This is a genomic window from Paenibacillus sp. strain BS8-2 (assembly GCF_054483835.1).
This window is the reverse complement of sequence record NZ_CM137010.1, coordinates 4,211,518-4,234,308: the sequence shown is the minus strand read 5'-3', so window position 1 is coordinate 4,234,308 and position 22,791 is coordinate 4,211,518. Positions and strand designations below refer to the sequence as shown.

The 22,791-nt window shown below is 48.9% G+C and carries 30 protein-coding genes; 5 read left to right on the top strand and 25 right to left on the bottom strand.

What is annotated here, in order from left to right; genetic code table 11:
• Positions 1 to 18: 18 nt before the first annotated feature.
• The 15 genes from nusB to ACX1C1_RS18000 all read right to left on the bottom strand — a co-directional run bounded on the left by nusB (position 19) and on the right by ACX1C1_RS18000 (position 10,153).
• Positions 19 to 462: a transcription antitermination factor NusB gene (gene nusB / locus ACX1C1_RS18070; protein ID WP_458953569.1), complete on the bottom strand. Its 444-nt coding sequence runs from the start codon at positions 460 to 462 to the stop codon at positions 19 to 21.
• A 145-nt stretch (positions 463 to 607) separates the two neighbouring features.
• A complete protein-coding gene (locus tag ACX1C1_RS18065) occupies positions 608 to 838 on the bottom strand; it encodes a DUF2273 domain-containing protein (RefSeq protein WP_458953568.1) in 231 nt (76 codons plus the stop codon).
• A gap of 13 nt (positions 839 to 851) precedes the next feature.
• On the bottom strand, positions 852 to 1,409 hold the full coding sequence (gene amaP, locus ACX1C1_RS18060; protein WP_458953567.1) for an alkaline shock response membrane anchor protein AmaP: 558 nt from the start codon (positions 1,407 to 1,409) through the stop codon (positions 852 to 854).
• A gap of 93 nt (positions 1,410 to 1,502) precedes the next feature.
• The gene (locus tag ACX1C1_RS18055; protein WP_458953566.1) at positions 1,503 to 1,910 is read right to left on the bottom strand and encodes an Asp23/Gls24 family envelope stress response protein; all 408 of its coding nucleotides are present in this window, start codon (positions 1,908 to 1,910) and stop codon (positions 1,503 to 1,505) included.
• 135 nt (positions 1,911 to 2,045) lie between these two features.
• Entirely contained in the window at positions 2,046 to 3,404 is a 1,359-nt protein-coding gene (gene accC, locus ACX1C1_RS18050; protein WP_458953565.1) for an acetyl-CoA carboxylase biotin carboxylase subunit, read from the bottom strand.
• Positions 3,405 to 3,433: 29 nt separating this feature from the next.
• A complete protein-coding gene (gene accB, locus ACX1C1_RS18045; RefSeq protein ID WP_458953564.1) occupies positions 3,434 to 3,931 on the bottom strand; it encodes an acetyl-CoA carboxylase biotin carboxyl carrier protein in 498 nt (165 codons plus the stop codon).
• A 256-nt stretch (positions 3,932 to 4,187) separates the two neighbouring features.
• Entirely contained in the window at positions 4,188 to 4,796 is a 609-nt protein-coding gene (locus ACX1C1_RS18040; RefSeq protein WP_458953563.1) for a SpoIIIAH-like family protein, read from the bottom strand.
• A gap of 38 nt (positions 4,797 to 4,834) precedes the next feature.
• On the bottom strand, positions 4,835 to 5,464 hold the full coding sequence (gene spoIIIAG / locus ACX1C1_RS18035) for a stage III sporulation protein AG (protein ID WP_458953562.1): 630 nt from the start codon (positions 5,462 to 5,464) through the stop codon (positions 4,835 to 4,837).
• A 54-nt stretch (positions 5,465 to 5,518) separates the two neighbouring features.
• Entirely contained in the window at positions 5,519 to 6,229 is a 711-nt protein-coding gene (gene spoIIIAF / locus ACX1C1_RS18030) for a stage III sporulation protein AF (protein ID WP_458957715.1), read from the bottom strand.
• Between the two features lie 79 nt (positions 6,230 to 6,308).
• Positions 6,309 to 7,571 (bottom strand): stage III sporulation protein AE, encoded by a 1,263-nt coding sequence (gene spoIIIAE / locus ACX1C1_RS18025; protein WP_458953561.1) that lies wholly within the window; start codon positions 7,569 to 7,571, stop codon positions 6,309 to 6,311.
• A gap of 8 nt (positions 7,572 to 7,579) precedes the next feature.
• Complete coding sequence (spoIIIAD, locus tag ACX1C1_RS18020) at positions 7,580 to 7,975, bottom strand: stage III sporulation protein AD (RefSeq protein WP_458953560.1); 396 nt, start codon at positions 7,973 to 7,975, stop codon at positions 7,580 to 7,582.
• Positions 7,976 to 7,984: 9 nt separating this feature from the next.
• Complete coding sequence (gene spoIIIAC / locus ACX1C1_RS18015) at positions 7,985 to 8,188, bottom strand: stage III sporulation protein AC (protein ID WP_068686620.1); 204 nt, start codon at positions 8,186 to 8,188, stop codon at positions 7,985 to 7,987.
• Between the two features lie 15 nt (positions 8,189 to 8,203).
• Positions 8,204 to 8,722, bottom strand: coding sequence for a stage III sporulation protein SpoIIIAB (gene spoIIIAB, locus ACX1C1_RS18010; RefSeq protein ID WP_458953559.1), 519 nt, complete (start codon positions 8,720 to 8,722; stop codon positions 8,204 to 8,206).
• Positions 8,719 to 9,750 carry a stage III sporulation protein AA gene (gene spoIIIAA / locus ACX1C1_RS18005; RefSeq protein ID WP_458953558.1) on the bottom strand — a complete coding sequence of 344 codons (1,032 nt, stop codon included), beginning with the start codon at positions 9,748 to 9,750 and terminating at the stop codon, positions 8,719 to 8,721. Before spoIIIAA ends, spoIIIAB begins: the two co-directional genes overlap by 4 nt.
• Positions 9,751 to 9,886: 136 nt before the next feature.
• On the bottom strand, positions 9,887 to 10,153 hold the full coding sequence (locus ACX1C1_RS18000) for a YqhV family protein (protein WP_458953557.1): 267 nt from the start codon (positions 10,151 to 10,153) through the stop codon (positions 9,887 to 9,889).
• Between the two features lie 168 nt (positions 10,154 to 10,321).
• On the opposite strand from ACX1C1_RS18000, the gene comA reads away from it, so the two are divergent.
• The 3 genes from comA (at position 10,322) to ACX1C1_RS17985 (ending at position 12,456) form a co-directional block, all read left to right on the top strand.
• Positions 10,322 to 11,149 carry a phosphosulfolactate synthase gene (gene comA, locus ACX1C1_RS17995; protein WP_458953556.1) on the top strand — a complete coding sequence of 276 codons (828 nt, stop codon included), beginning with the start codon at positions 10,322 to 10,324 and terminating at the stop codon, positions 11,147 to 11,149.
• Between the two features lie 18 nt (positions 11,150 to 11,167).
• Positions 11,168 to 11,884: a 2-phosphosulfolactate phosphatase gene (locus ACX1C1_RS17990; RefSeq protein WP_458953555.1), complete on the top strand. Its 717-nt coding sequence runs from the start codon at positions 11,168 to 11,170 to the stop codon at positions 11,882 to 11,884.
• Positions 11,885 to 11,994: 110 nt separating this feature from the next.
• Positions 11,995 to 12,456 (top strand): DUF441 domain-containing protein, encoded by a 462-nt coding sequence (locus tag ACX1C1_RS17985; protein WP_458953554.1) that lies wholly within the window; start codon positions 11,995 to 11,997, stop codon positions 12,454 to 12,456.
• Between the two features lie 102 nt (positions 12,457 to 12,558).
• Here ACX1C1_RS17985 and ACX1C1_RS17980 read toward each other — a convergent pair whose 3' ends face one another.
• The 5 genes from ACX1C1_RS17980 to ACX1C1_RS17960 form a co-directional block, all read right to left on the bottom strand.
• Complete coding sequence (locus tag ACX1C1_RS17980) at positions 12,559 to 13,812, bottom strand: aspartate kinase (RefSeq protein ID WP_458953553.1); 1,254 nt, start codon at positions 13,810 to 13,812, stop codon at positions 12,559 to 12,561.
• A gap of 300 nt (positions 13,813 to 14,112) precedes the next feature.
• A complete protein-coding gene (gene efp / locus ACX1C1_RS17975; protein WP_458953552.1) occupies positions 14,113 to 14,670 on the bottom strand; it encodes an elongation factor P in 558 nt (185 codons plus the stop codon).
• 27 nt (positions 14,671 to 14,697) lie between these two features.
• Positions 14,698 to 15,771, bottom strand: coding sequence for a M24 family metallopeptidase (locus tag ACX1C1_RS17970; protein ID WP_458953551.1), 1,074 nt, complete (start codon positions 15,769 to 15,771; stop codon positions 14,698 to 14,700).
• Positions 15,772 to 15,791: 20 nt separating this feature from the next.
• Positions 15,792 to 16,238: a type II 3-dehydroquinate dehydratase gene (aroQ, locus tag ACX1C1_RS17965; RefSeq protein WP_458953550.1), complete on the bottom strand. Its 447-nt coding sequence runs from the start codon at positions 16,236 to 16,238 to the stop codon at positions 15,792 to 15,794.
• Between the two features lie 95 nt (positions 16,239 to 16,333).
• Positions 16,334 to 16,933, bottom strand: a complete 600-nt coding sequence (locus ACX1C1_RS17960; protein ID WP_458953549.1) for a YqhR family membrane protein — start codon at positions 16,931 to 16,933, stop codon at positions 16,334 to 16,336.
• Between the two features lie 198 nt (positions 16,934 to 17,131).
• Between ACX1C1_RS17960 and ACX1C1_RS17955 the strand changes: the two genes are divergently transcribed.
• Both ACX1C1_RS17955 and ACX1C1_RS17950 read left to right on the top strand, forming a co-directional pair.
• Positions 17,132 to 18,121 carry a DUF1385 domain-containing protein gene (locus ACX1C1_RS17955; protein ID WP_458953548.1) on the top strand — a complete coding sequence of 330 codons (990 nt, stop codon included), beginning with the start codon at positions 17,132 to 17,134 and terminating at the stop codon, positions 18,119 to 18,121.
• Between the two features lie 34 nt (positions 18,122 to 18,155).
• The gene (locus ACX1C1_RS17950) at positions 18,156 to 18,497 is read left to right on the top strand and encodes a hypothetical protein (RefSeq protein ID WP_458953547.1); all 342 of its coding nucleotides are present in this window, start codon (positions 18,156 to 18,158) and stop codon (positions 18,495 to 18,497) included.
• Positions 18,498 to 18,606: 109 nt separating this feature from the next.
• Here ACX1C1_RS17950 and mntR read toward each other — a convergent pair whose 3' ends face one another.
• The 5 genes from mntR to ACX1C1_RS17925 form a co-directional block, all read right to left on the bottom strand.
• On the bottom strand, positions 18,607 to 19,029 hold the full coding sequence (gene mntR / locus ACX1C1_RS17945) for a transcriptional regulator MntR (protein WP_458953546.1): 423 nt from the start codon (positions 19,027 to 19,029) through the stop codon (positions 18,607 to 18,609).
• Positions 19,030 to 19,164: 135 nt separating this feature from the next.
• Complete coding sequence (locus tag ACX1C1_RS17940; RefSeq protein WP_458953545.1) at positions 19,165 to 19,878, bottom strand: cytochrome c biogenesis CcdA family protein; 714 nt, start codon at positions 19,876 to 19,878, stop codon at positions 19,165 to 19,167.
• Positions 19,879 to 19,920: 42 nt separating this feature from the next.
• On the bottom strand, positions 19,921 to 20,730 hold the full coding sequence (locus ACX1C1_RS17935; RefSeq protein ID WP_458953544.1) for a metal ABC transporter permease: 810 nt from the start codon (positions 20,728 to 20,730) through the stop codon (positions 19,921 to 19,923).
• Positions 20,714 to 21,544 carry a metal ABC transporter ATP-binding protein gene (locus ACX1C1_RS17930; protein WP_458953543.1) on the bottom strand — a complete coding sequence of 277 codons (831 nt, stop codon included), beginning with the start codon at positions 21,542 to 21,544 and terminating at the stop codon, positions 20,714 to 20,716. Before ACX1C1_RS17930 ends, ACX1C1_RS17935 begins: the two co-directional genes overlap by 17 nt.
• A gap of 78 nt (positions 21,545 to 21,622) precedes the next feature.
• Positions 21,623 to 22,639, bottom strand: a complete 1,017-nt coding sequence (locus tag ACX1C1_RS17925) for a metal ABC transporter solute-binding protein, Zn/Mn family (RefSeq protein WP_458953542.1) — start codon at positions 22,637 to 22,639, stop codon at positions 21,623 to 21,625.
• Between the last annotated feature and the right edge of the window lie 152 nt (positions 22,640 to 22,791).

Sequence of the window (22,791 nt, the reverse complement as noted above, 5' to 3'; positions counted from 1 at the left end):
ATAATTGATCTAAGAAACTTAAGCCTTCAGCTCGTCCAATTCCAACATCAGCTTGCCGAGCACGCCATTGACGAATTTGCCCGACTCATCGGTGCCAAAATGTTTGGCTAGCTCGATAGCTTCATTAATTACCGCTTTGGGCGGCACATCATCACGGAATACCATCTCATAACAAGCCAATCGCAACACTTGACGGTCTACACGCGAGAGTCTGTCCACTTGCCAACCAGTTAGGAATTGCTGCAGCATGCCGTCGATCTCAAACTTACGCGACATCACACCATTAACAATTTCTCTAGCGAATTCATCCGTCTTGCCAATTTCCTTAGGGTCCGCTCCAAGCTCATTATCTTGGCGCAGTTCCTCCATAATCATATCGACGGCTTCTGCTGCCGATACGTCATTCATCTCCATTTGATAGAGGCTGGATACCGCAATTTCCCTAGCCAATCTCCGTTTCATGCCAATCCTCCGTATCTTCACTTGCCGAAATTGTAAGTCACTGCGACCAAATGAATCGCATAATCATTTTGAAAAAACGATGATCTCCCCCAATACCGGAAGGATTCGGCTGCCCGACTTCCGATCAACGGAGGAGACCACACATTTATCGATAGGGACGAAACCATCTTAGTACCGCATCCCATACTCTAGCCCATGGAATGACCGAACCATCCATCGTCTCCTTCTGCTTACCGAACCAGTAGCCGGCGCTAATTAGGAGCATGATAAACAACATATCCCAGAACCCGAATGCCAAATATACGATCCCGCAGAAAAGCCCGGCTGCTGCGCCTATTATTCGCTTCCAATAGACGTTCCAGATCTCCCTCCACATCGGATGCCCACCTCTATTCTACGCGACTCTTGAACGTACTTGCCTGTACCACATTGGCAATAAATACTGCAACGTTCATAACCGGAATTCCTGTGATCTCTTCCACATGATCCTTTACTGCACGCTGGATTTCTTCGGTCAAAGCCGGAATAGAGCTTTCTCCGTCAATGATTGCACGAAGCACGATCTCAAGACCCGCATCAGTAGCTCTCACACGCGCGCGCAATTCTTTGACGCCACGCTGCTTGGAAGCTGTCTTGAGCGCAAGATTTTCGATGGTTTCGATGGAAATTCGAATGTCGCCATATTCCGTCCGTTGGTCAATCGATTGGGCAGACATTGAACCCCGGTGCAGCGCCAAAATAAAGAATCGCAGGCTGAAAAGAAGCAGGACGACGCCGGCAATGCCAGTACCAATCTGCACTCCGTCCATTCGATAGAACTCCGTCAATACATCCTCCAGCATCCCGCTCGTCAGCCAGCCAAAGCCCAGACTCATCAGGAATACGGATATAATGCCAACGCTCAGACTGAATAGAAACAATAAAAGCTTGTCCACAACTTTGATCAACGCAGCCAATCCTCCCGTCAGACCGAATGAAAACCCCCTGGCCGATCGGCAAGCCCAATCACAAGGGGGTTGTACAAAACAATGATTCAATTATTATTTGACCCGATTCGGGAATTCGTCATCCTCAGGTCTCTCTGTAGTCTTAAAATGCACATCATGGATATGTACATTCACTTCTACGACGTGCAGGCCTGTCATCATCTCGATCGAGCGTTTGACGTTGTTCTGGATGTCCAAAGCGATCTCGGGAATCTTGTATCCATACTCTACAATGATGGACACATCCACGGCCGCTTCACGCTGGCCAACTTCGACCTTAACGCCCTTCGACAGGTTCTTACGTCCTAGTAATTCCGCGATCCCTCCCGCGAAACCACCACTCATTCCTGCTACACCCTTGACCTCGATGGCAGCGAGACCGGCAATCACTTCAATGACTTCAGGTGCAATCTGAATCGTACCGATTTCTGTTTTCTCGTAATCCGCAGCGATCGTACTCATGTTCGTTGTACACCTCCCTAACATTGCGTGCGGCACGGCGAGTGCCAAGCCTTGATCCGCATCTTATTTCTATACTATAACATTCAGCTGTAATTATGACAAACGATAGATGTTTGTCACAATTCGCGCTCGGTGCTACAGTTCTGGAGCGTTAATATCATGCTCCTCCAAGAATTTGATGTCAAAATCTCCTTGCACAAACTTCGGATGGCTAAGCAGTTTCATATGGAACGGAATGGTTGTGCGAATGCCCTCAATGGCAAATTCGGACAATGCCCGTTTCATACGCGCGATTGCTTCCTCACGGGTTGCTCCCCATACGATCAGCTTAGCAATCATTGAATCATAGTGCGGAGATATTGTATATCCAGGGTATACGGCGCTGTCCACTCGCACGCCCGCTCCACCCGGTGGCAAATAAAATGGAATATGTCCTGGCGACGGCATAAAATTGCGCTCCGAGTCTTCGGCATTGATCCGGCATTCGATCGACCAACCATTGATTGTGAGGTCACTTTGGCTGAATGATAACGGGTTACCTTCGGCAACATGAATCATCTCTTTGATCAAATCAACATTCGTGATCATCTCGGTTACAGGATGTTCAACCTGAATGCGCGTGTTCATCTCCATGAAGTAGAACTCGCCGTCTTGACCGAGCAGGAACTCAAGCGTGCCAGCTCCAGAGTATTGAACAGCTAGCGCCGCCCTGACAGCCGCTCCGCCCATTCGCTCACGCAGTTCCGGTGTCATCACCGGACAAGGCGCTTCCTCTACCAGCTTCTGGCGTCTACGCTGCACAGAGCAATCACGTTCGAACAAGTGAACCGCATTGCCGTGTTTGTCGGCCATGATTTGGATCTCGACGTGCTTCATGCCTGTCAAATATTTCTCGAGATATACGCCTGCATTGCCGAAAGCCTTCTGCGCTTCCTGTTGAGCCGTTGTGATCTGGCTAATAAGCGAGTCTTCGTTCTCCGCGATTCGGATCCCTTTACCCCCGCCGCCAGCAGTCGCTTTGATAATGACTGGATAACCGATTTGGCGTGCGATAACAATTGCTTCGTCCAGGTTGTCGATCAGACCGTCGGAGCCAGGAATGACAGGCACATCCGCCGATTTCATCGTCAACTTGGCGACTGCCTTATCACCCATCTTGCTGATGGCGTCTGATGATGGACCAATAAAGGTGATATTACAAGATTCGCAGATCTCGGCAAAATCAGCATTTTCCGCTAGGAAGCCATAACCGGGATGGATGGCGTCGCATTCTGTAATCGTCGCTACACTCATGATGCTTGTAAAGTTCAAATAACTGTCCTTGGATGCAATCGGTCCAATGCAATAAGCTTCATCAGCCAATTTGACATGTAGAGAGTCTCGATCCCCTTCCGAGAATACAGCTACGGTAGAGATGCCGAGCTCGCGGCAGGCGCGAATGATACGAACCGCGATTTCGCCGCGATTTGCGATCAATATTTTATGGAATTTCACTTGGGAACCCCTTTCGAAAACAAGAAGTGTTAGTCCGCTTTCACGAGGAACAACGGTTGGCCATACTCGACGAGTTGTCCATTCTCGACGAGGACTTCGACGATTTCGCCTTTCACTTCGGCTTCAAGCTCGTTCATAAGTTTCATGGCTTCCAGAATGCAGACGACGGACTTCTCCGTGACGCGGTCGCCGGCTTTCACGAAAGCAGGTGTGTCAGGCGATGGAGCACTATAGAACGTTCCAACCATCGGAGAAACGATCTGGTGCAAATCTAGTGCAGGTTTTTGCGGCGCAGCAGCTTCAACAGCGGCAGGCTGAACAGCCTGAGGCGCAACGTTTTGTGGCTGAGCGGCGATTGGCGCTGCAGCATATGTATGCGTAATTGGAGCCGCTTGCACGTTCACCACTTCGGTCTTGCCCGGCTTGCGGATATGCAAGCGCGCTCCTTCGTTTTCAATTTCCAACTCTTGAACGGAAGTTTGGTCAATAAGTTTAACCAATTCTTTAATTTCGCTCAACTTGAACATGAACGCAATCACTCCTCTTCTTCACATAACGAAATGTATTATAGCATAAATTGGCGTCAACACGAATTTTTTTTTGTCCATCCAACCGATTCCGCCTACCAATGCTTAGTATTATTCTCCGAAATACACGATTTTCCTTCATCAATATTCGTTATTTTCAATTACAGGCAAGTGACAAAAATCCGCGTACTCCCGGCTAATAAGCCAGTGATACGCGGATTCTTCTTTAACGATGGTTCATTGCCATGATATTGAATTATGGGGCAGGTACATATTGCACAGAAACTTGATTCGGCTTCACTTCCAACGTCTTCATTACCTGTTCAATAATGTTTGCGGCGTCTTTTTTCTCCAGCTTCTCGCTTGTAACAACAACCTTGTAACGATCGTTCTCAGGCGAGATGAGAGCCACCTCGTATTGATCCATTAAAGCTAGCTCCAAATCAGTAATTTTCGAATTCTTATCTTCCAACAATTCCATTTCTTTCGTAGCTGCGGCGATTTCCTCATCTGTACCTTCCACATCAGCAATAACGGCATAGATACGCTCGTATTCTTGCGTATACATCGATTCCCGTTTTTCTTTCAGTTGAGCAAATACACCTGTAGCAAGCACGCCTTCGTTCTCGTACTGATCCAATACAGCTTGCTCCTCAGGGCTGATGCCGCCGTCTTCTTGGTTCACCTCTTCGACTACTACTCCTTGACCGTCACCAGACACCTCCGAAACATTTTCCGTTTTCCCATTGCTGCCTGATAACTTATCAGCATCGCTCAGATCTTGTGTAAACAGGTAATAAGCGGAGAGAACCACCATCAAACTTAACATGGATACAAGCCAAATCGTTTGTCTTTTGGTATTCATTAGAATAGCCTCCCATAATATCTTTTATTTGATATTGTTTATCGCTTGCTTGGTACAACTTCGATCCGGTTTACAGCAACACTGACGCCTTTCTCGACCGCGCTTGTTATAAGTCGTCTGACCGTCAAATTCTCTGCGCCTTCTGCCACGATGAGAATACCCCGAATCTTTGGATTGATCGTTTTGGTGATGATCGGTTTCTGTTCGCCAGATACCTCATACAACACGACTTGACCGTCTCTGCTAATCGAAGTGATATTGCGCGTTCCCCCGCTTTTGTCAATCTCGTTCGTGTTTGATTGTGTCTCCTGACTATTTCTGCCTAAGACAATTTCCTCTGTCGAATCGATTGTCACAAGGACATCCACAGTGCCGACCCCCACGATTTTCCCCAAGATCTCCTCCAGCCTAGTCTCCAAAGCATGTTCAACCTGCTGAAAGGGCGAGAGTGCAGCCGGACTCTGGCTCCACGCCTCCTGCTCCGCCGGCGGCGGATTCGGATCCTGCGCGGACGATTCTACATCCCGGTATGGCAGGAAGGAATTGATCAGCATCAGCGCGGCGCCGATTCCACCGATGATGAGCAGAATATGCAGCGTCTTGACACGTTTCTTGCCCGTAGGACCGCCGCCGACCGCCTTTTCTAAACTTTCCAGCCATTTGGCCACTACCAATCAACCTCCCAAGCGGGAATTCTGCTCTGGCTCCAAGATCCTCATTCGTTACGTGCGAGCCCGAATTTCAATCCGTTCCCTGTGCACCCCCCAGCCTTGATAGATGGCTTCTTCAATCGAAGACGCCGCCTTGCCTTCGACGGCTTGAAAGCCGTCATCGGCATCTGGTGAATTTGCCGCAGGTTCAGGGGGATCATCCAGTACGGATTCAATCTTGACGCCGACGGATACAGGAAGCACCTCTTCCACTTCGCGATGATCGCCGTTGTTATCCCCTTCTTCAGACTCTTGTGCTGCTCGTAAGGTGACAATAACGCCGCCAATGCCCGGCACTTCACCTTCTTTGGCGTTGCGGTCCACAATAAGCGAAACATCCACATCCTCGATGATACGCCCATGTTTCTGTCGGAGTTCGGCGAGCATCCCGTTTTCAAGTGACCTCTCCATCAATTGGGCTGTTTCGAGATTTCGTTGCTCCGTAAGCTCAGCAGCTTTGCGTTCAATTTCCTCTAAAGTCGGCATCTTTACATTCCGCTCTGCTGACCGCTCGCTCCACATCCGAATCCCAGCATCAAGCTTGGGACCCATATCTTCCTGAAACAGTCTAAGTACAGGCGATAATATCGTTAGGAGGATGAACAGACCTACAACAAGTCTGGCGTACCGCTGCATGGCTTTGTTCGGGAGCAGCAGTTCAACCAGCACGGCAAGCAGGATAACCGCAATTAGATCCCGCAGCCAGTCGCTTAGCCATGTCATCACATTCAGCTCACCTCCCACCGAAGTATTAAGCGTTCATCCAAACTTACTTGCAAGCCGCTCTACCCGCTCTACCCTGTTAACGGACCATGAGAGCTGCGTTTCCTGCAGTCAATATAATCGTAACGGCCAGGAAGAACATCAAGCTGACCGCTGCCAGTGCCGCAAACACGTAGATCATCGTTTTGCCAATCGTCTGCAGACAGTCTGCAATCGGCGAGTCTCCGAGCGGCTGCATCACGGCTGCGGCTACATGATAGATCAACGCGAGTGTTAATATCTTCAAGGCTGGAAATGCGCTTAGAAATAACAACACGATGACTCCGGCGATGCCGATTGCGTTTTTGGCTAACATCGAAGCCGAGATTACGGTATCAGCAGCATCTGAGAACATTCGCCCTACAACCGGAACAAAGTTGCCTGTTACGAACTTGGCAGTTCGAAGCGTGACGCCATCTGTAACTGCACCTGTAGCTCCCTGTACGGATATGACTCCTAAGAACACCGTAAGCATAATGCCAAGCGCCCCAACCGCAATCGTCCTCAGTAAATTAGCCAGCTGCGTCACCTTGAATTTGTCCGTCAATGCGCTTGTAATGTGGAGCACAGCCGAGAAAAACAAAAGCGGGAACACGAATGCATAGATGACAGTACCGACCGCATGGATCATAAAGATGATGAGCGGATGCAGCACCGATACCGATACGAGGCTTCCCATCGACGCCAGCAATGTAAGCAGCAAAGGCACCATGGCGAGCATGAAGGTAATCATGCTTTCGATTGCATCCCTCGCATAACCAATAGCGACATGAAAGCTGTTGACCGCGATTATGACGAGCACCATAAAGGTTATGGAATAAGCAACCTTGCTAATTGCACTTCGTTCGAAGGCTGTCTGCATGGTCTCGAGCACCATGCTAAACACGGTCAACATCACGATAGTGACAAGCAGCTTACCGTTGTAGAGCACCTCGTGCCATACATATCGAAGCATGCCCTGCAGCACGTCTGTCAGCTTGAACCCTCCGCCTGGCATCAGCATCTCGCGAAAGGTCGGCATCTTGCCCTCGGGGAAAAATCCGCCATATTCACTGCTAAGCTGGCTCCAATACGCTTCGATGCCTTCGGTGTCGAGACCGTCAAGCGAGTCTTGCGCAAGCATATTTACCGTTGGCTTGGCGTTCGTGTCTAGCGAGTCAGCACCTGCTGGATCAGCATTTTGCTCCGAAGTTGTGCCTGCTGCTTGCGCTTCAAGAATCGCAGGTGTCAATTGGAAGACAATAGCGATGAAAAACAGGACGAGCAGCAGCTTGGCCCTTGCTCGGGCGCCCGATTGGATCATCGCTTTATTCAGCCCCCTGAAGGCAACAGTCCAAGCACCGTCTCGACGATTACGCTAATGATCGGGATCGCCATGACGAGGATAAACACTTTGCCGGCAAATTCGATTTTTGATGCGATGCTCTCCTGTCCTGCATCCCGTACGATCTGCGCACCAAACTCCGCGATGTACGCGATTCCGATTATTTTGAGCACCGTCTTCAGATAGATAGAAGGAATGCCCGACTTGTTCGCAAGATCCTCGAGCACTGTAATGACGGCTTCTATCTTGCCGATCACATACAGGAATATAAATAATCCTGTGAAAGCCGCTAGCAGAAATGCAAACATCGGCTTTTGTTCTCTTACGACCAGGATCAGCACCGTAGCAATCAGGCCGAGCCCCACGATTTGTATCATTTCCACCGCGTTCACCTACTGGAACAAAAAGATCGTCTTAATCTCCTGGAACAATTCGTTCAGCAGACGTACCACCATAAACAACACGACAACGAACCCGATTACCGTAACCCAATGCGCCATATCTTCCTTGCCCATTTGCTTCAGTACGGAATGGATCATGGCGATAATGATGCCGATCCCCGCGATCTGGAATATGGCGCTCACATCGATATTCATAAGCAGCGCACCCTCTTACACCATCAAAATGACGATCAATACGGCAAGCAACACGCCCAAGCTTTTCCACATTTTTTCGTACCTTGCTTGATCGTCCCGCGCGGAATCCTCTTCTGCCTTTAATTGAGACAAAGCCAGCTTCAAATGTTTCATTTGATCCTCCTTGTCGCTGATTCCGAGCGTTGTCCCCAGCCGCAGCAGCACAGCTTGTTCTCCAGCCTTTAGAGACGTATCCTGCCAATGGGCTTTGATCGCTTGACTCCAGCTCTCCTGAAAAGAAGGACCATCAGACGCCATAACACCTTCCGCAGCTTGTCTAAGCATGGAAGAGATCGGCATCGGTGAAGCTGCGGCGGTTCGCTCAAGCGCTTCGGGGAGCGGCGTGTGACCATAACCGATCTCGGTCTCTAGTCGCTGCAAGGCGTGTGCCAGCTGTCTGAGTTGTCGTGGACGCTCTGCGAATCTGGCAGCCTGCTGAAATCCGATCAGCGTGCCAGCTACGATAATCAATATCGCGCCTAATAGCTTGATCATGATTCATCCGGCCGCTGGCGACCGTTGAAGCTAAGCAAGCCCGGCGATGACTCAGCCGATTTGTTGCTCGCTCCACCTTGTGCGGCCTGACCAACAATACGGTGCATAATGCCTTCCGCCGTTCGCCGTAGTTCGACCACTTGAGCAAACGTACCTTCTTGCATCAGCTTGTACAGCTCCGGCCGCCCCTTGGCATCCTGAATGTCATACGCATGGGCTGTCGCTATGATTGCGACACCGGCATGACTTGCTTCGCGGATCGCGTCTGCATCCTCCTGCCGCCCAATTTCGTCAACCACCAGTACCTCCGGCGACATCGATCGTAGCAGCATCATCATTCCTTCCGCCTTGGGACATGCATCCATGACGTCCGTTCTCGGTCCTACATCGAATGTGGGGATACCTCTCACACAGGCGGCAATCTCTGACCTCTCGTCTACAATGCCAACTTTTCTCCCCCGCCATTTCATCGCTTCCATCCCCGGCCAAGCGCCATAACTAACTGTTCGCGCGATATCGCGTACGAGTGTGGTCTTGCCTTGCTGAGGTGGAGCGAGAATGAGCGTCGAAGCGATCGTCGATCGGGTACGGTCAAGCAGCTTGGGCAGAAGATGCGAGGAAGCTCCGATTACTTCTCTAGCTATCCGGATATTAAAGCCGCCGATATCGCGGATACCTCTGACTGTTCCTCCGTCTAGTATCGTCCTCCCCGCAAGGCCGATCCTATGACCGCCAGACACCGTGATATACCCTCTGCGAAGCTCTTCTTCCATCGCGTATAACGAATAATTTGTAATTCTCTCTAGCAGCTTGCGGCATTGCTCTGCTGTCGGCTTGACGGCATGTTCTGCAGTCGTCTTAAGTGTCGAATCCATCATGACGAATCGGCTATTGCCACCGTATGCGATCTCGAGCGGCCGATTCTCGCGAATGCGGATTTCCTCCAGCTGCGCCTTCGCTTCGGCCGCCATTCCTTCTAGCAGTCGTTTAAGCTCGAGCGGCAGCAAATGCGACACCTGTGAAAGCATCCTCATCACTCCCGGATGTTTGTCCTTGATCGTTACATATGTATGCTTGTCTCCGAAACAATATGTCCCGATAATGTCTCCATTTAATAGAGAGAGTCCCATTGGGTGCATAATGCGAATAGTAGAGTACAATCTGCTATTTTTTTAGAATACCGATCATAAGGCAAACGACGCCGGCAGCGACCCAAATGAATTTGGATGGCGATAACTTATCCGAAAGTCCCACCAAACCAATCGTTGTCGTTGCGATTAAGATGATGGGCCCGACTAATGCGAGCGACGAATTAACGACAAGCGCCTTATCGATTTGATTGAGCCGAAGCATGAGCAATGCCGCACAAATTTCAATGGTGCCGGACATCAACCGAAGTGATGACATGGCAAGGACGATTTTATTAATCATTGTGACGATCCCTCCTCTCCCAATATGCCAACCCGTGCTCTATGTATATGCCGACTTGTCCTCTAATCATGCCGGACACCAGCCTATGGGATAGCGCATATATTGTTTTATTGATTCAACCAAGCGTCAGCTTCCCTAGGTAGAAGCTTATGAAGGAGACGAATTGTGATGAGAACAGCTGTATCAGACAACTGGCATCAGCTATTAAGAGATCCCAGCGGCAGCAGGTTAAGAGACCGAAGGAATCGCCTTGGTCAGACCATGGTGATCGACAAGGGACTTGGCATCCATAACATGGCCGATTTTATCGGTGTGGCTGGTCCGTACACAGACATGCTTAAGCTAGCTTTCGGTACCTCCGTATTATATGACTCCGATCTGTTGCGTCAGAAACTCAAATTAGCGAGTGACAATGGCATCATTACGTTGCCAGGAGGGACTCTGCTCGAAGCTGCTATTCAACAAAATGTTGTCACGTCGTTTCTCAATACGATCCAAGAATTCGGATTTACGGGAGTCGAAGTATCCGACGGCACAATTGAGCTTGACCGGATTACACGAACAAAACTGATTAAGGAATGTGTAGGCAGAGGGTTGTCCGTTACAACAGAGTACGGGAAAAAAGCTGCCGGATCGGTCATCGATCCTGAGGAACTCGCATTCACGGCTCATTGCGATTGGGAAGCTGGAGCGGAGCTGGTCACTGTGGAGGCAAGGGAATCGGGCATTAATGTTGGTTTGTTCGACGAAAACGGCAATTGCAAAGAAGCCGTTCTGGAGAGTGTGCTGGCCAGAATCGATTCGGTCGGTAAGCTGATGTGGGAAGCGCCACTGAAAAGCCAGCAGGTCGAGCTACTGCAACAATTCGGTCCGTCCGTTCATTTGGGCAATATTGCACCGGCTGACGTATTAGCGCTTGAAGCCATGCGAAGGGGACTTCGCTCTGACACCTTCCATCTAGGGCGCAGCACGGCGGAAATTGATTATATGATTTAAGAAAGAAGGTCACCTTCAATGATGGTTCAGGTCATTTCTAGTGTTAACGAAGCTTGCGCTGCCAAATTCCATCACCGAACGGCAATAGTCATTGACGTATTACGAGCGACAAGCACGATCGTCACTGCGTTGTCCTCCGGCGCAACCAGCGTCATTCCGGCCGAAACCGTTATGGATGCCAAAGCCATGCATCGAACGGGCGATTTGCTTGGCGGCGAAAGATTCTGCCGTAGAATCGCAGGATTCGATCTTGGCAATTCTCCTTCTGAATACCATGCAGATACAGTCAAAGGAAAAACCGTTATTCTCACAACAACGAATGGAACACGCGCCATCCACAAGTCGACACGGGCCGAACATGTACTTGCCGCTTCTCTGCTTAATGCCGAGGCTTGTGCCAGGTTGGCGCTTAATCTACGGCGCGACATTGTCATCATGTGCGCGGGCAGCCACGATGAATTCGCAATCGAAGACGGCTTATGCGCCGGTATGCTGCTCAGTCATCTTCGCTCACTCGGTGGCAGTGATGGTTTGGAAACGGATGATTTCGGTTCCGCAATGGAATCGATGTACAACGACAGGCAGCATCAAATCGAAATATCGTTATTCAACAGTACATCCGGCAAAAGGCTGCTTAAGCTCGGTCAGAAGGCGGATATCGTCTTTTGTGCGCAGACGAATTCCGTACGTGACGTTCCGTATTTAAGCGGGGATCGTATGATCGTGCGAAGCTAGCCACTTCGACGATAGACATATCAGCATCCGCTCGTCCATATAATGAGAATAAGCTGTGACTGCTTGTACGGCTTATATCTAATATCCGGCGAGGATGGGAGTCTAACGTGATGGCAGGAGAAATTGTTTTGGTAGCCTTAATTATAGTCGGGGTCATCGGTCGATCTTCCATTATTGCAACCGCTGCTTGTATTCTGCTGGCTGTCAAGCTCGTTCATCTGGAGCGTTTTCTCCCGGGCATCGAACGACGCGGCTTGGAGCTGGGACTCCTCTTCCTGACACTCAGTGTACTTGTCCCTTTCGCTTCCGGCAGAATCGGGATGAAGGATTTCACAGCTGTATTGACCTCATGGCAAGGCATTCTTGCTTTAATCGGCGGTGCAGCCGCTACGTACATTAATAGCAAGGGTCTAGATCTGCTCCGGATTGATCCACAAATTATCGTCGGTCTTGTTCTCGGCTCTATTGCCGGCATTGTGGTATTGAGAGGCATCCCAGTTGGACCACTAATGGCCGCAGGAATTACGGCGATTCTATATAAACTGTTCCGATTGATCAGCCAAGTAACATAAGTCGTGATCGTATCTTTCTCCCATTCATAAACGACATAAGGCGTTCGCCAAGCTGCAGTGAGCTTGGCGAACGCCTCATTTGTTTATCGTTGAACCCTATAATTATCTGCGTTCCGAAGGACCGCCGACAAATGCTTGCTCAGCAGCGTCAAGACCGTAGGCCGTGTGGAGAGCGCGTACGACCTCTGCTAATTGATCCGCCGAGATGACACAAGACACTTTGATCTCAGAGGTACTTACCATCTTGATGCTGACACCGAGAGAAGAGATCGCCTTAAACATCGTAGCAGCAACACCTGGATTGCTTACCATGCCTGCACCTACGATGGATACCTTCACAAGGCCGCTCTCCGAGGTGGTTTCACGATAAGGAACAACTCCGCGGTTGCTCTCAATAACGCCAAGCGCCTTCTCCAAGTCGTCACCGGAGACGGTGAAGGAGAAATCTGCTTTGCCTTCCGCTACGCCGCTTTGCACGATGATATCCACATCAATGCCTGCGGAAGCAAGGGCACCAAATACATTTGCAAGCACGCCCGGCACATCTTCTACGCCTAGAATGCTGATTCTCGCCACATTTTTATCAAATGCGATTCCTCGTACAACAACGCCTTGCTCCATGATTGCTTCCTCCTTCACACTTGTCCCTTCATTGTACGTAAAGCTGGAACGAACGACCAACCGTACGTTGTTGTGCTTCGCGTATTCTACCGCGCGCGGATGCAAGACAGCAGCACCCAGATGAGCAAGCTCCAGCATCTCGTCATACGAAATTTCGTCCAGCTTGCGCGCATTTTTGACAACACGCGGATCAGTCGAATAGACGCCATCAACGTCCGTATAAATTTCGCAGCAATCAGCCTTGAGCGCCGCCGCAAGCGCAACTGCCGTTGTATCGGAGCCGCCACGGCCAAGAGTTGTAATCTCGCCGTTCTCGCTAGTTCCTTGGAATCCCGCTACGATAGCAATATTGCCATCCTTTAATGCCGCCAGCACTCTGCTTCCATCTATATCGATAATTTTGGCTTTGCCATGTACTGTATTCGTCCTCATGCCAGCTTGCCAGCCCGTGAACGAAACAGCTTTGCCGCCCAAACCATGAACAGTCATAGATAATAACGCAATTGAAATCTGCTCGCCGACCGTGAGCAGCATATCCATTTCGCGTGCAGGGGGATTCGGATTCAGTCCCTTGGATTGATCAATCAGATCATCCGTCGTATCGCCCATTGCCGACACAACAACGACGATATCATTGCCTTCTTGCTGTCTCTCGATAATACGTTTCGCTACTCGCTGCATTCTCTCCGGCGTCCCTACGGAACTGCCTCCAAACTTCATCACGATCAAAGACAAAGCTGATTCACTCCCCAACCTTGACATATACATACAAGATCATATTATAGCACAGCCTGCTTGCCCATGAACATACTTTCCCCTATCAAAATATACCGGATTCGAGCAACCCAATATGAAAACGCTTATCATGCCATAAAAATTCTCCTCATGAGAAGAAACGCATAACGGCGTCCTTTATAGACGCCATCGTTTCAGCGAAACGTATAGAGAAAATATAGTCAAAAACTTATGCTTTTCTATACGTACGTCAAAAGAAAATCCGCCCAGCAACGCTGGACGGATGTTGATACCCTTTACTTACGCACGGGAAATGTATTTGCCTTCACGTGTATCGACGAGAAGCACATCGCCTTCGTTGATGAAGAGCGGCACTTGCACGTTAAGGCCAGTTTCGACCTTAGCCGATTTGGTAGCGCCTTGCGCTGTATTGCCCTTCACGCCTGGCTCTGTTTCCGTTACAGTCAATTCAACGCTGTTCGGCATTTGGATACCGAGGATCTCGCCTTGGTAGCTGGAGATGTTAACGTTCATGTTTTCCTTCAGGAAGTTAAGTTCCCACTCGAGCTGATCCTTCTCCAGGTTGAACTGGTCAAACGTCTCGTTGTCCATAAACGTGTATTCGGAGCCGGAGTTGTACAGATATTGTACAGCGCGGTTCTCGATGATCGCACGTCCGATTGTTTCGCCCGCACGGAACGTTTTCTCAACTACGTTTCCGTTACGAAGGTTTTTGAGCTTGGAGCGAACGAAAGCCGCGCCTTTGCCCGGTTTTACGTGCTGGAAGTCCAGTACCGTGAAAATGTCATTGTCTACTTGGACCGTAAGGCCTGTCTTAAAATCGTTAACTGAAATCATTGCTGATTCCCTCCTGAATGATAGTCCTTATCCCAGACAGATTAGCTCTTTCGGGGATGAGGTTAATATTTTAATACCGGATTCCGTAATAACGATATCATCTTCGATCCTTACGCCGCCAAAGCCGGCTAAGTAGATGCCAGGTTCTACCGTTACTGTCATACCGGGGGTTAAAATCGTGTCGCTTAATTTGGACAATCTTGGCGCTTCGTGGATCTCCATGCCCAGTCCGTGACCAGTACCGTGACCGAACATATCGCCATATCCGTACTTCGTAATGATGTCTCGAGCTAGTGCATCGGCTTCTAGTCCCGTCATGCCCGGACGAATATTCGCGAGTGTGTGCAATTGCGCTTCAAGAACGATGTCATAAATTTCACGATGCTTGTCCGTTGGTTGTCCAATGACGACCGTGCGGGTCAAGTCGGAGCAATAACCGTTGTAATACGCGCCAAAATCAAGCTTAATAAACTCGTTTGTGCCGATTACCCGTTCACTCGCTACGCCATGCGGCAATGCGGAGCGTTCGCCGGAAGCAACGATCGTTTCGAAGGATGAGCTTGTTGCGCCGCCAGTACGCATAAACACTTCCATCTCAAGTGCTACATCACGTTCTTTCATGCCGGTTCTGATCAAGCCGGTGATATAGCTAAAGGTACGATCAGCAAGATCCGCGGCTTCTTGCATGACGGCAATCTCCGCTTCGTCCTTGATCATTCTCAGCTTCTCAACCAAACTCGCGGCTGGAACTAATGAAATGTCTTTCATTACAGCGCTCCAGCGGACATGCTGTGCAAATGTGACATGATCCTGCTCGAATGCAAGCTTCGTAATGCCCCAGCCTTTGAGCAGCTCCCTTACCTCATCTAGCGGGCTCGTGCCATGTTCGATAACATCAAGGCCCAGTGCTTGTTTCGCAGCCTGTTCCCGATAACGGAAATCCGTCAACAAAACGGCTTTGTCGTGTGTGACGAGCACGAATCCCGAACTCCCGGTAAATCCGCTTATGTACCTTCGGTTGTGCGAGCTTCCAATTAGTATTGCTTCATGCTGTAGCTCTTCCAGCTGTTTGCGAAGCCGTTTCAATCTCTCCATCGTCATTGCTGTCACTCCTTTTGCGCTTAACTGCGTACGCGGTTCAATTGAGACACTAGCGCTTCAAGCGCAAGTGTATAACCGATTGCCCCGAATCCCGCTATTTGGCCAACCGCGACCGGCGCGACTACGGATACATGTCGGAACGACTCTCTCTTGTGAATGTTGGATAGATGAACCTCCACGATCGGCAGCGATACCGCGCTTAAAGCATCTCTCAGCGCGTAGCTGTAGTGCGTCCAAGCTCCTGGATTGATGATTATGCCATCCTCCTGCCCGTAAGCAGCATGGATGCGATCAATCATGGCTCCTTCGTGGTTGGTCTGGTAACAAGTAATGGCAACATTAAGCTCCGCAGCCTTGTCTGCCAGCATCCCTTCGATGTTTGCGAGCGATTCCTTCCCGTAGACGCCTGGCTCGCGGATACCGAGCATATTCAAGTTCGGGCCGTTTAATACCACGATTTTGTGCATGATTGTACCCCCTGCGCGGCTAGACATTCTTTAGCGCCATGAATCACTAGACATTTTACCACAAATGTCCGCCGCTTGAGAAGTCAGCATCTGCATTACTTCGCGGTAGCTGGTTCCCGTGATGCCTCATCCGTAAATTCGAATGCAATCGAATATCCGATAAACACGCCCCACAACGTAAAGACACACAGCTCAGAGAAAAACGTATTCCACCCCGCAGCGTTTACTTTGCCGGTCATTCCGACTAGCGGTCCAACTACGAGAAACGTAATGGCCCACCATACAATGCCATAGAAAACGCCAGGCCATGGCCCTCTGAGCTTCCCGAACAAAACGATATACAGCATCGAGGCGATAATCGAAAACAAGATAAAAGAAACGATCCCGATCAATACTCCCCAGTAGCTGTTCAAAAAATCATGTTTGAAAAAAGGTTCAAGCAAAAAACCTGGGATTTCGTTCGTAAATTTCATGTTGTGAAACATCCAGCGCACACAGCCCCAGATGAGCCCGGCGAACAAGCCGATTTGCGCCGCATACATCCAGCGATTCGTATGATGATCATGGTATACATTTTGTTTAGGCTGTTTCTTCGATTTTTGTTTCGTCTGCTTTTTTTGTTTTGGCTGATTTTCTTGGGACTGCTCCTCATCATCAACCGCGCCTTCATCAGCGCCATACGATTGGTTATTCATGTCTCAAACTCTCTCCTTATCTGTCCGATTGCAAGATGCGACTGTATTCCGCTGATCTTAGTATGGATCATTCCTTCATTCCATAACCACTTTCAGGACAAGCTGGCAATAAGAGAACTTCGACATGCGTGCAATCCGTTTATAGATCAAGTACAATAGAATAAAAAGCAGTCAATATTCAAGGATGGTGACAACCCTTTGCCTCAGCAACCAAAAAGTATTTATGGCGGACAAGCCGTCATCGAAGGTGTTATGTTCGCGGGCAAGCATGTCAACGTAACCGCGGTCCGACGGAAGAATGATGAAATCGAATTTTACGAGGTTCCAAGAACATCACAACGATGGGTCACTGCCCTCAAAAAAATCCCGCTCGTGCGCGGAGTCGTCGGCATCGTCGAATCAAGCGCCAAAGGCTCTCAGCATTTGAACTTCTCGATGGAAGCCTATGCAGAGGATGAAACTGGCGAAGAGAGCACAGAAGCTGCTCCCAAGAAAGCAGCACCGGAGAAAAAGGGTTTCAGTCTCGGCATGATCGTCAGCGTTGCCGTTGCCGGCGTCCTATCGTTTATATTCGGCAAACTAATCTTTACGGCAGTTCCTGCCGCGATCGAAGACGTATTATTCAAACAGTTATTTGAAAATCAGGTCGGTCATAATCTATTAGAAGGACTCATCAAAATCATATTACTGCTGACCTATTTATATTTCATCTCCATGACGCCGATCATCAAACGACTATTTCAGTACCATGGCGCTGAGCATAAAGTCATTAGCGCATATGAGGCCGGAGAGAAACTAACAGTAGAAAATGTACAAAAGTATACCCGTTTACATTACCGTTGCGGTTCCAGCTTTATCATCTTCACCGTCATTGTAGGTGTAGTGGTTTATTCGCTGCCAATCTTCGAATGGGATTCGATCTGGGAGCGGATCTACCTGCGCATATTGCTTCTCCCAGCAGTCCTTGGTTTGTCTTATGAAGTTCTACGCGTAACAAATGCCGTTCGTGATCTGCCCGTTCTTAGAATTTTGGGTTATCCGGGATTGTGGCTGCAATTGCTTACGACAAAAGAACCAAATGATGAGCAAGTCAAAGTTTCGATTGCTTCCTTTAACCGTATGCTAGAGCTTGACCGTGAAGCGGCTGCAGGATCAATACTTACTCCTACTCCACCAAAAGCGGTATAACCGAAAGAAACCTTGTAAGGAAAGGCGTGATAGGATGCGCAACAGGTCGAAAGGTTTGACGATTGCTGCCATTGTCGTCGCATTGCTGTTCGTTGTCGGCATCTTGGAAGTGATCCGTACGTCGAGCATGATGCAAATTCTGCTTCCGATCATCATCTTGGGCGGCATTTTCTTCCTCTACAAGTATCCACCTGCTTTCCTTCGCGGTGGAAATCAGGGAGGCGGTTACGCGGGACGAAATCACAAAAACTTCGCTCCCCGCAAGTCGGCTGTCAAAGCCAACTCGAAACGTGATAAAGCGACTCGTTCCAAGACGATTCCGTTTCGAGTCATTGAAGGCGGTAAGGACGATGACGACACTCCTAAATACCATTGAGTACGACTAAAATTCAAAAGCCGCGTATGCAAGGTCGACCTTGCATACGCGGCTTTTATTTGAAGTTAAGATTCGTTTTAAGTTTAATGGGCTCTTGCACCTTAACCTGTTATTCGTTATCTAATTCGCTTCGGAGCGCCCGCAGCTCTTCCAGTCTTGCAGGATCTTGACGGAAATATTCGACCAGCGTCTCGATACAAGTGATGGAATCCCAGCTTAGATGATGTTCAATGCCTTCTACATCCTTGTAGATGTTTTCCTCTTGTACCCCGATGGTAGTCAGGAAAGCCTCTAGCAGATCATGACGTTCCATCAGACGTTTCCCCATCTTCTTGCCCTTGTTCGTCAACACAAGTCCTCTATATTTCTCGTAGATCAGATAGTTATCCTTGTCCAGTTTTTGAATCATTTTCGTTACGGACGATGGATGCACCTCAAGACCTTCTGCTATATCGGAAACTCTTGCATATCCTTTTTCTTCAATGAGTTTATAAATTCGCTCCAAATAATCTTCCATGCTCGGAGTCGGCACTCGTGTAAGCCTCCTTACCTCGCGCCCTTCGATGATGCGCAGTTTTTTCACTCTATGTATCATACACTTTGGTTTAATTTGCTGCAACCTTCCAGCTTGAAGCAGCATTACCACTGGCGGATTGTAATGGAATGGTTAGAACTTCAACCATTCCGGTGTAATCATGTTGAGCCAAATCGTAATTTGAGTCATCTGATCGGTGAAGAGCAGAATACCCATTAAGATCATGACGCCACCGCCGATCTTCATGACGGTTGCCGAATATTTGAGGATCCATCTTGCTGTGCCGAGGAAAAAGGCAAGTACAAAAAACGGAATGGCAAAACCTAACGAATAAGCCGTAGTCAGACCGAACCAAGTGCCTGGTTCGGATGCGGCGAGTCCCAGAATTGCAGTCAGTACAGGCCCTGTACAAGGCGTCCAGCCAGCCGAGAAGCCGATCCCGAATATAAACGAACTGAAGTACCCGGCTCGCTTAGGCACCAGATTCATGCGCCTCTCCTTCATCAGCAGCTGCGGCTTGAAAATCCCCATCAGGAAAAGCCCCATTAAGATAATCAGAATTGCGGATAATTGCCGAATAAGTCCGTTGTATTCGCTAAAAAACTCACTGAAGACGTTGGTTCCATAACCCAGTGTGTAATACACCGTACTGAATCCGAGCACAAAAAACAGCGTATGAGACATCATAAGAAGTCGCTTGCCTTTGGTCTTATCAGAATCCTTGAGTTCCGAGACGGAGATGCCGGTTATGTAGGACAAATAGGAAGGGTACAGCGGCAAGCAGCAGGGCGAGATAAACGATGCAAAACCCGCCCCGAGCGCAATCCAAATATTGGTGTCAGACAAAAAAGATTACCACCTTTCGAACGATCAAACGACGAAGATTCATTATCCACCAAATCGAAATACGCGTCGAGACACTAGCAGTAGCAGCAGGATGGCGATTAACAATAATACGATCGTGCCGCCAGGAGCTAAATTCCATACGCCCGCAATTATAAGTCCAAAGAGTAACGCGAACTCCCCAATCACAACAACCGTGATCACGCTTTGCTTGAAGCTGCGAGCGATAACGAGACTACATGCGGCGGGAATCGTAAGCAGAGCGGATACAAGCAACGCACCTACTATTTTGATAGAAACACTAATGATTAGAGCCGTAAGTACGCTAATCATAACATTGTAGAATCGGACGGGCAAGCCATTAACAGCAGCCGCTTCTTCGTCAAATGTAAGCAAAAACAGCTCCTTCACTTGTGTGCCGATCACAACCAATACGCCTGCCGTTACAGCGCCGATAATCCAAAGATCAGTGCTGGTCAACGTATAAATACTGCCGAATAAATAACTGTTGACGTTCATCGAATAACTTCGTCCAATTGTAAAGAGGATTGATGCCAGCGCGATGCCGCCCGACATAATAATAGCCAAGGATAGTTCTGCATATGTCTTATAGGTTTTGCGCAGCTTCTCAATCGCAAACGATGCCGCAATCGAGAAAATAATGCCGGCCACGAGCGGATACACGCCCGTAAGAAAACCTAAAGCGACACCAGCGATCGCGACATGAGACAATGTATCTCCAATCATCGAAAGCCTTCGCAGCACGAGAAATAATCCAACAAGTGGTGCTGTAATTCCGATAAACAAGCCGCCTAGCAGCGCCTTCTGGAAAAATTCGCTAGTTAGTATTTCCAATTACTTTTCCCTCTCTCCTGCTTTCCATCTGTGCTCGTAATCCTTTAAGGCTATGAGCCAGATTATCTTCTACACAATCTTGGGTTTCATGCGAATGTTTGATATAGAAGTTCAGCTTGCCCGCGCTTGAAGCGGGCTTCTGACCCAAATAACCACGAATCATATCCATATCGTGGGATACCATCAGAAACGTCATATTATGATGCTGATGCATATGTTTGATCATGTGGAAGAAACTTTCCTGCGTTTCCGTATCGATCCCAACAGTCGGTTCGTCCAGGATCAGCAATGACGGCCCGTTAATTAAAGCACGCGCAAGGAATACCCGTTGCTGTTGGCCTCCGGACAGCTGACCGATCCGTTTCTCGCCGAGATCCGATATTCCCATGGCATCCATGGCGTCAGCCGCCTTGGTGTGATCCGCTTTCGATAACCGTTTGAACATTTTCTTCCGTCCGTACAAACCTGATAACACGACTTCCCGAACAGTAGCCGGAAATTGTGGATTAAAGGCGTTGCGCTGCGGCACGTATCCAATTTTATCCCAGTCCTTAAAGGATGATACCGGCTGCCCGAACAATCGAATGCCTCCGGAGCTCGGCTTGTGTAAACCGACGATCATTCGGAGCAGCGTCGTTTTACCAGCTCCGTTGGTGCCGATCAATCCGATAAAGTCCCGCTCCTTGACGCTGAAGCTGACATCCTCCATCACTTTTTTGTTCTGATAGGCAAAGGAGACCCGATCAACGGTTATTACGTCATTATGGTTGTGACAGCTCTCGCCAAGTGCGGCTGGCTGATTGATGGTAGTCATTACATTCGCTCCTTGAAGCTCAGGGTTAAACAGGAAAACGGAGCTATAATCAGCTCCGAATCTGTTGCATAGTCTATTCTATTGTAATGCCTGTACTAGATTTTGCAAGTTCGACTGCATTAAGTTCAAATAAGTAACGCCAGCTTTCTCCTGCTCCTTCGTCAATCCTTCGAGCGGATTAAGCACCATTGTGTCGACGCCCGCTTCATTAGCCAGCATAACAGCAAGCTGGTCCGAAACAAGCTCCTCGAAGAAAATAACCTTAACGTTGTTGTCCTCTACGAATTTCGCGATTTTGAGAATATCCTGCGCACGCGGCTCGGCGTCGGGGCTCAGCCCCATAATGGATACTTGGTTTAGGCCGTAGTCTCTGGCGATATACCCAAATGCTTGGTGAGATACCACGAAATTTTTTTGCACAGCAGCACCCAGCTTCTGCGCGTATTCTTCATCAATTACTGTCAGCTTGCTCTTAAGTGCGGCAAAGTTGGACTGATAGTCTGCAGCGTTCTCCTCATCAGCAGCAACCAGGCTGTTCTTTACGTTTTCCGCTAGGACAAGTGCCGATCTTGGGCTTGCCCAAGTATGTGGATCGATTGCGTGAGCATGTTCCTCTTCTTCGTGTTCATGTTCGTGCTCTTGATCATGGGCTTCATCTTCCCCTTCGATCAGCTCAATACCATTACTCATTGCTTGAGCGGCGACGGCGCTGTCTCCGGACAACCCCTTCATGAAATCGTCGACCCACGTCTCAAGCCCCGCTCCATGATATAAGAACAATTCTGCTTTCGAAGCTTTGTTCAAGTCTTGGCTCTTAGGCGTCCAATCATGAGGCTCTATGCCTGAGGCGATCAAATTGGTTACCTCAACATGCGATCCACCGATTTCCGATGCCAAATAATAGATAGGATAGAAGCTGGTGACAACCGCCAATTTCTCCGCTATAGGAGTCTCACTGCTCGTTGGGTCAATTGGCGTGTTACCTGCATCATTATTAGAGTTTGTTGCGCTGCCGCAGCCTGTAATAGCAAGCATTGCTGTTAATGAAATAGCGACGAACATGCGAGTGCTACGTTTGGATAAATGTAAAGTCATAGTATTGATTTCTCCGTTTCTCTTAATAGTAATCGTTATGATTACTTTTAGAATTATAAGTCCGCATCTTCCCTATTGTCAATACGTTATTTTATCCACATGTCCGCAATCAAGCCAGCTTTAACAGCCATTAACGAAAACAAGCCGTCCCA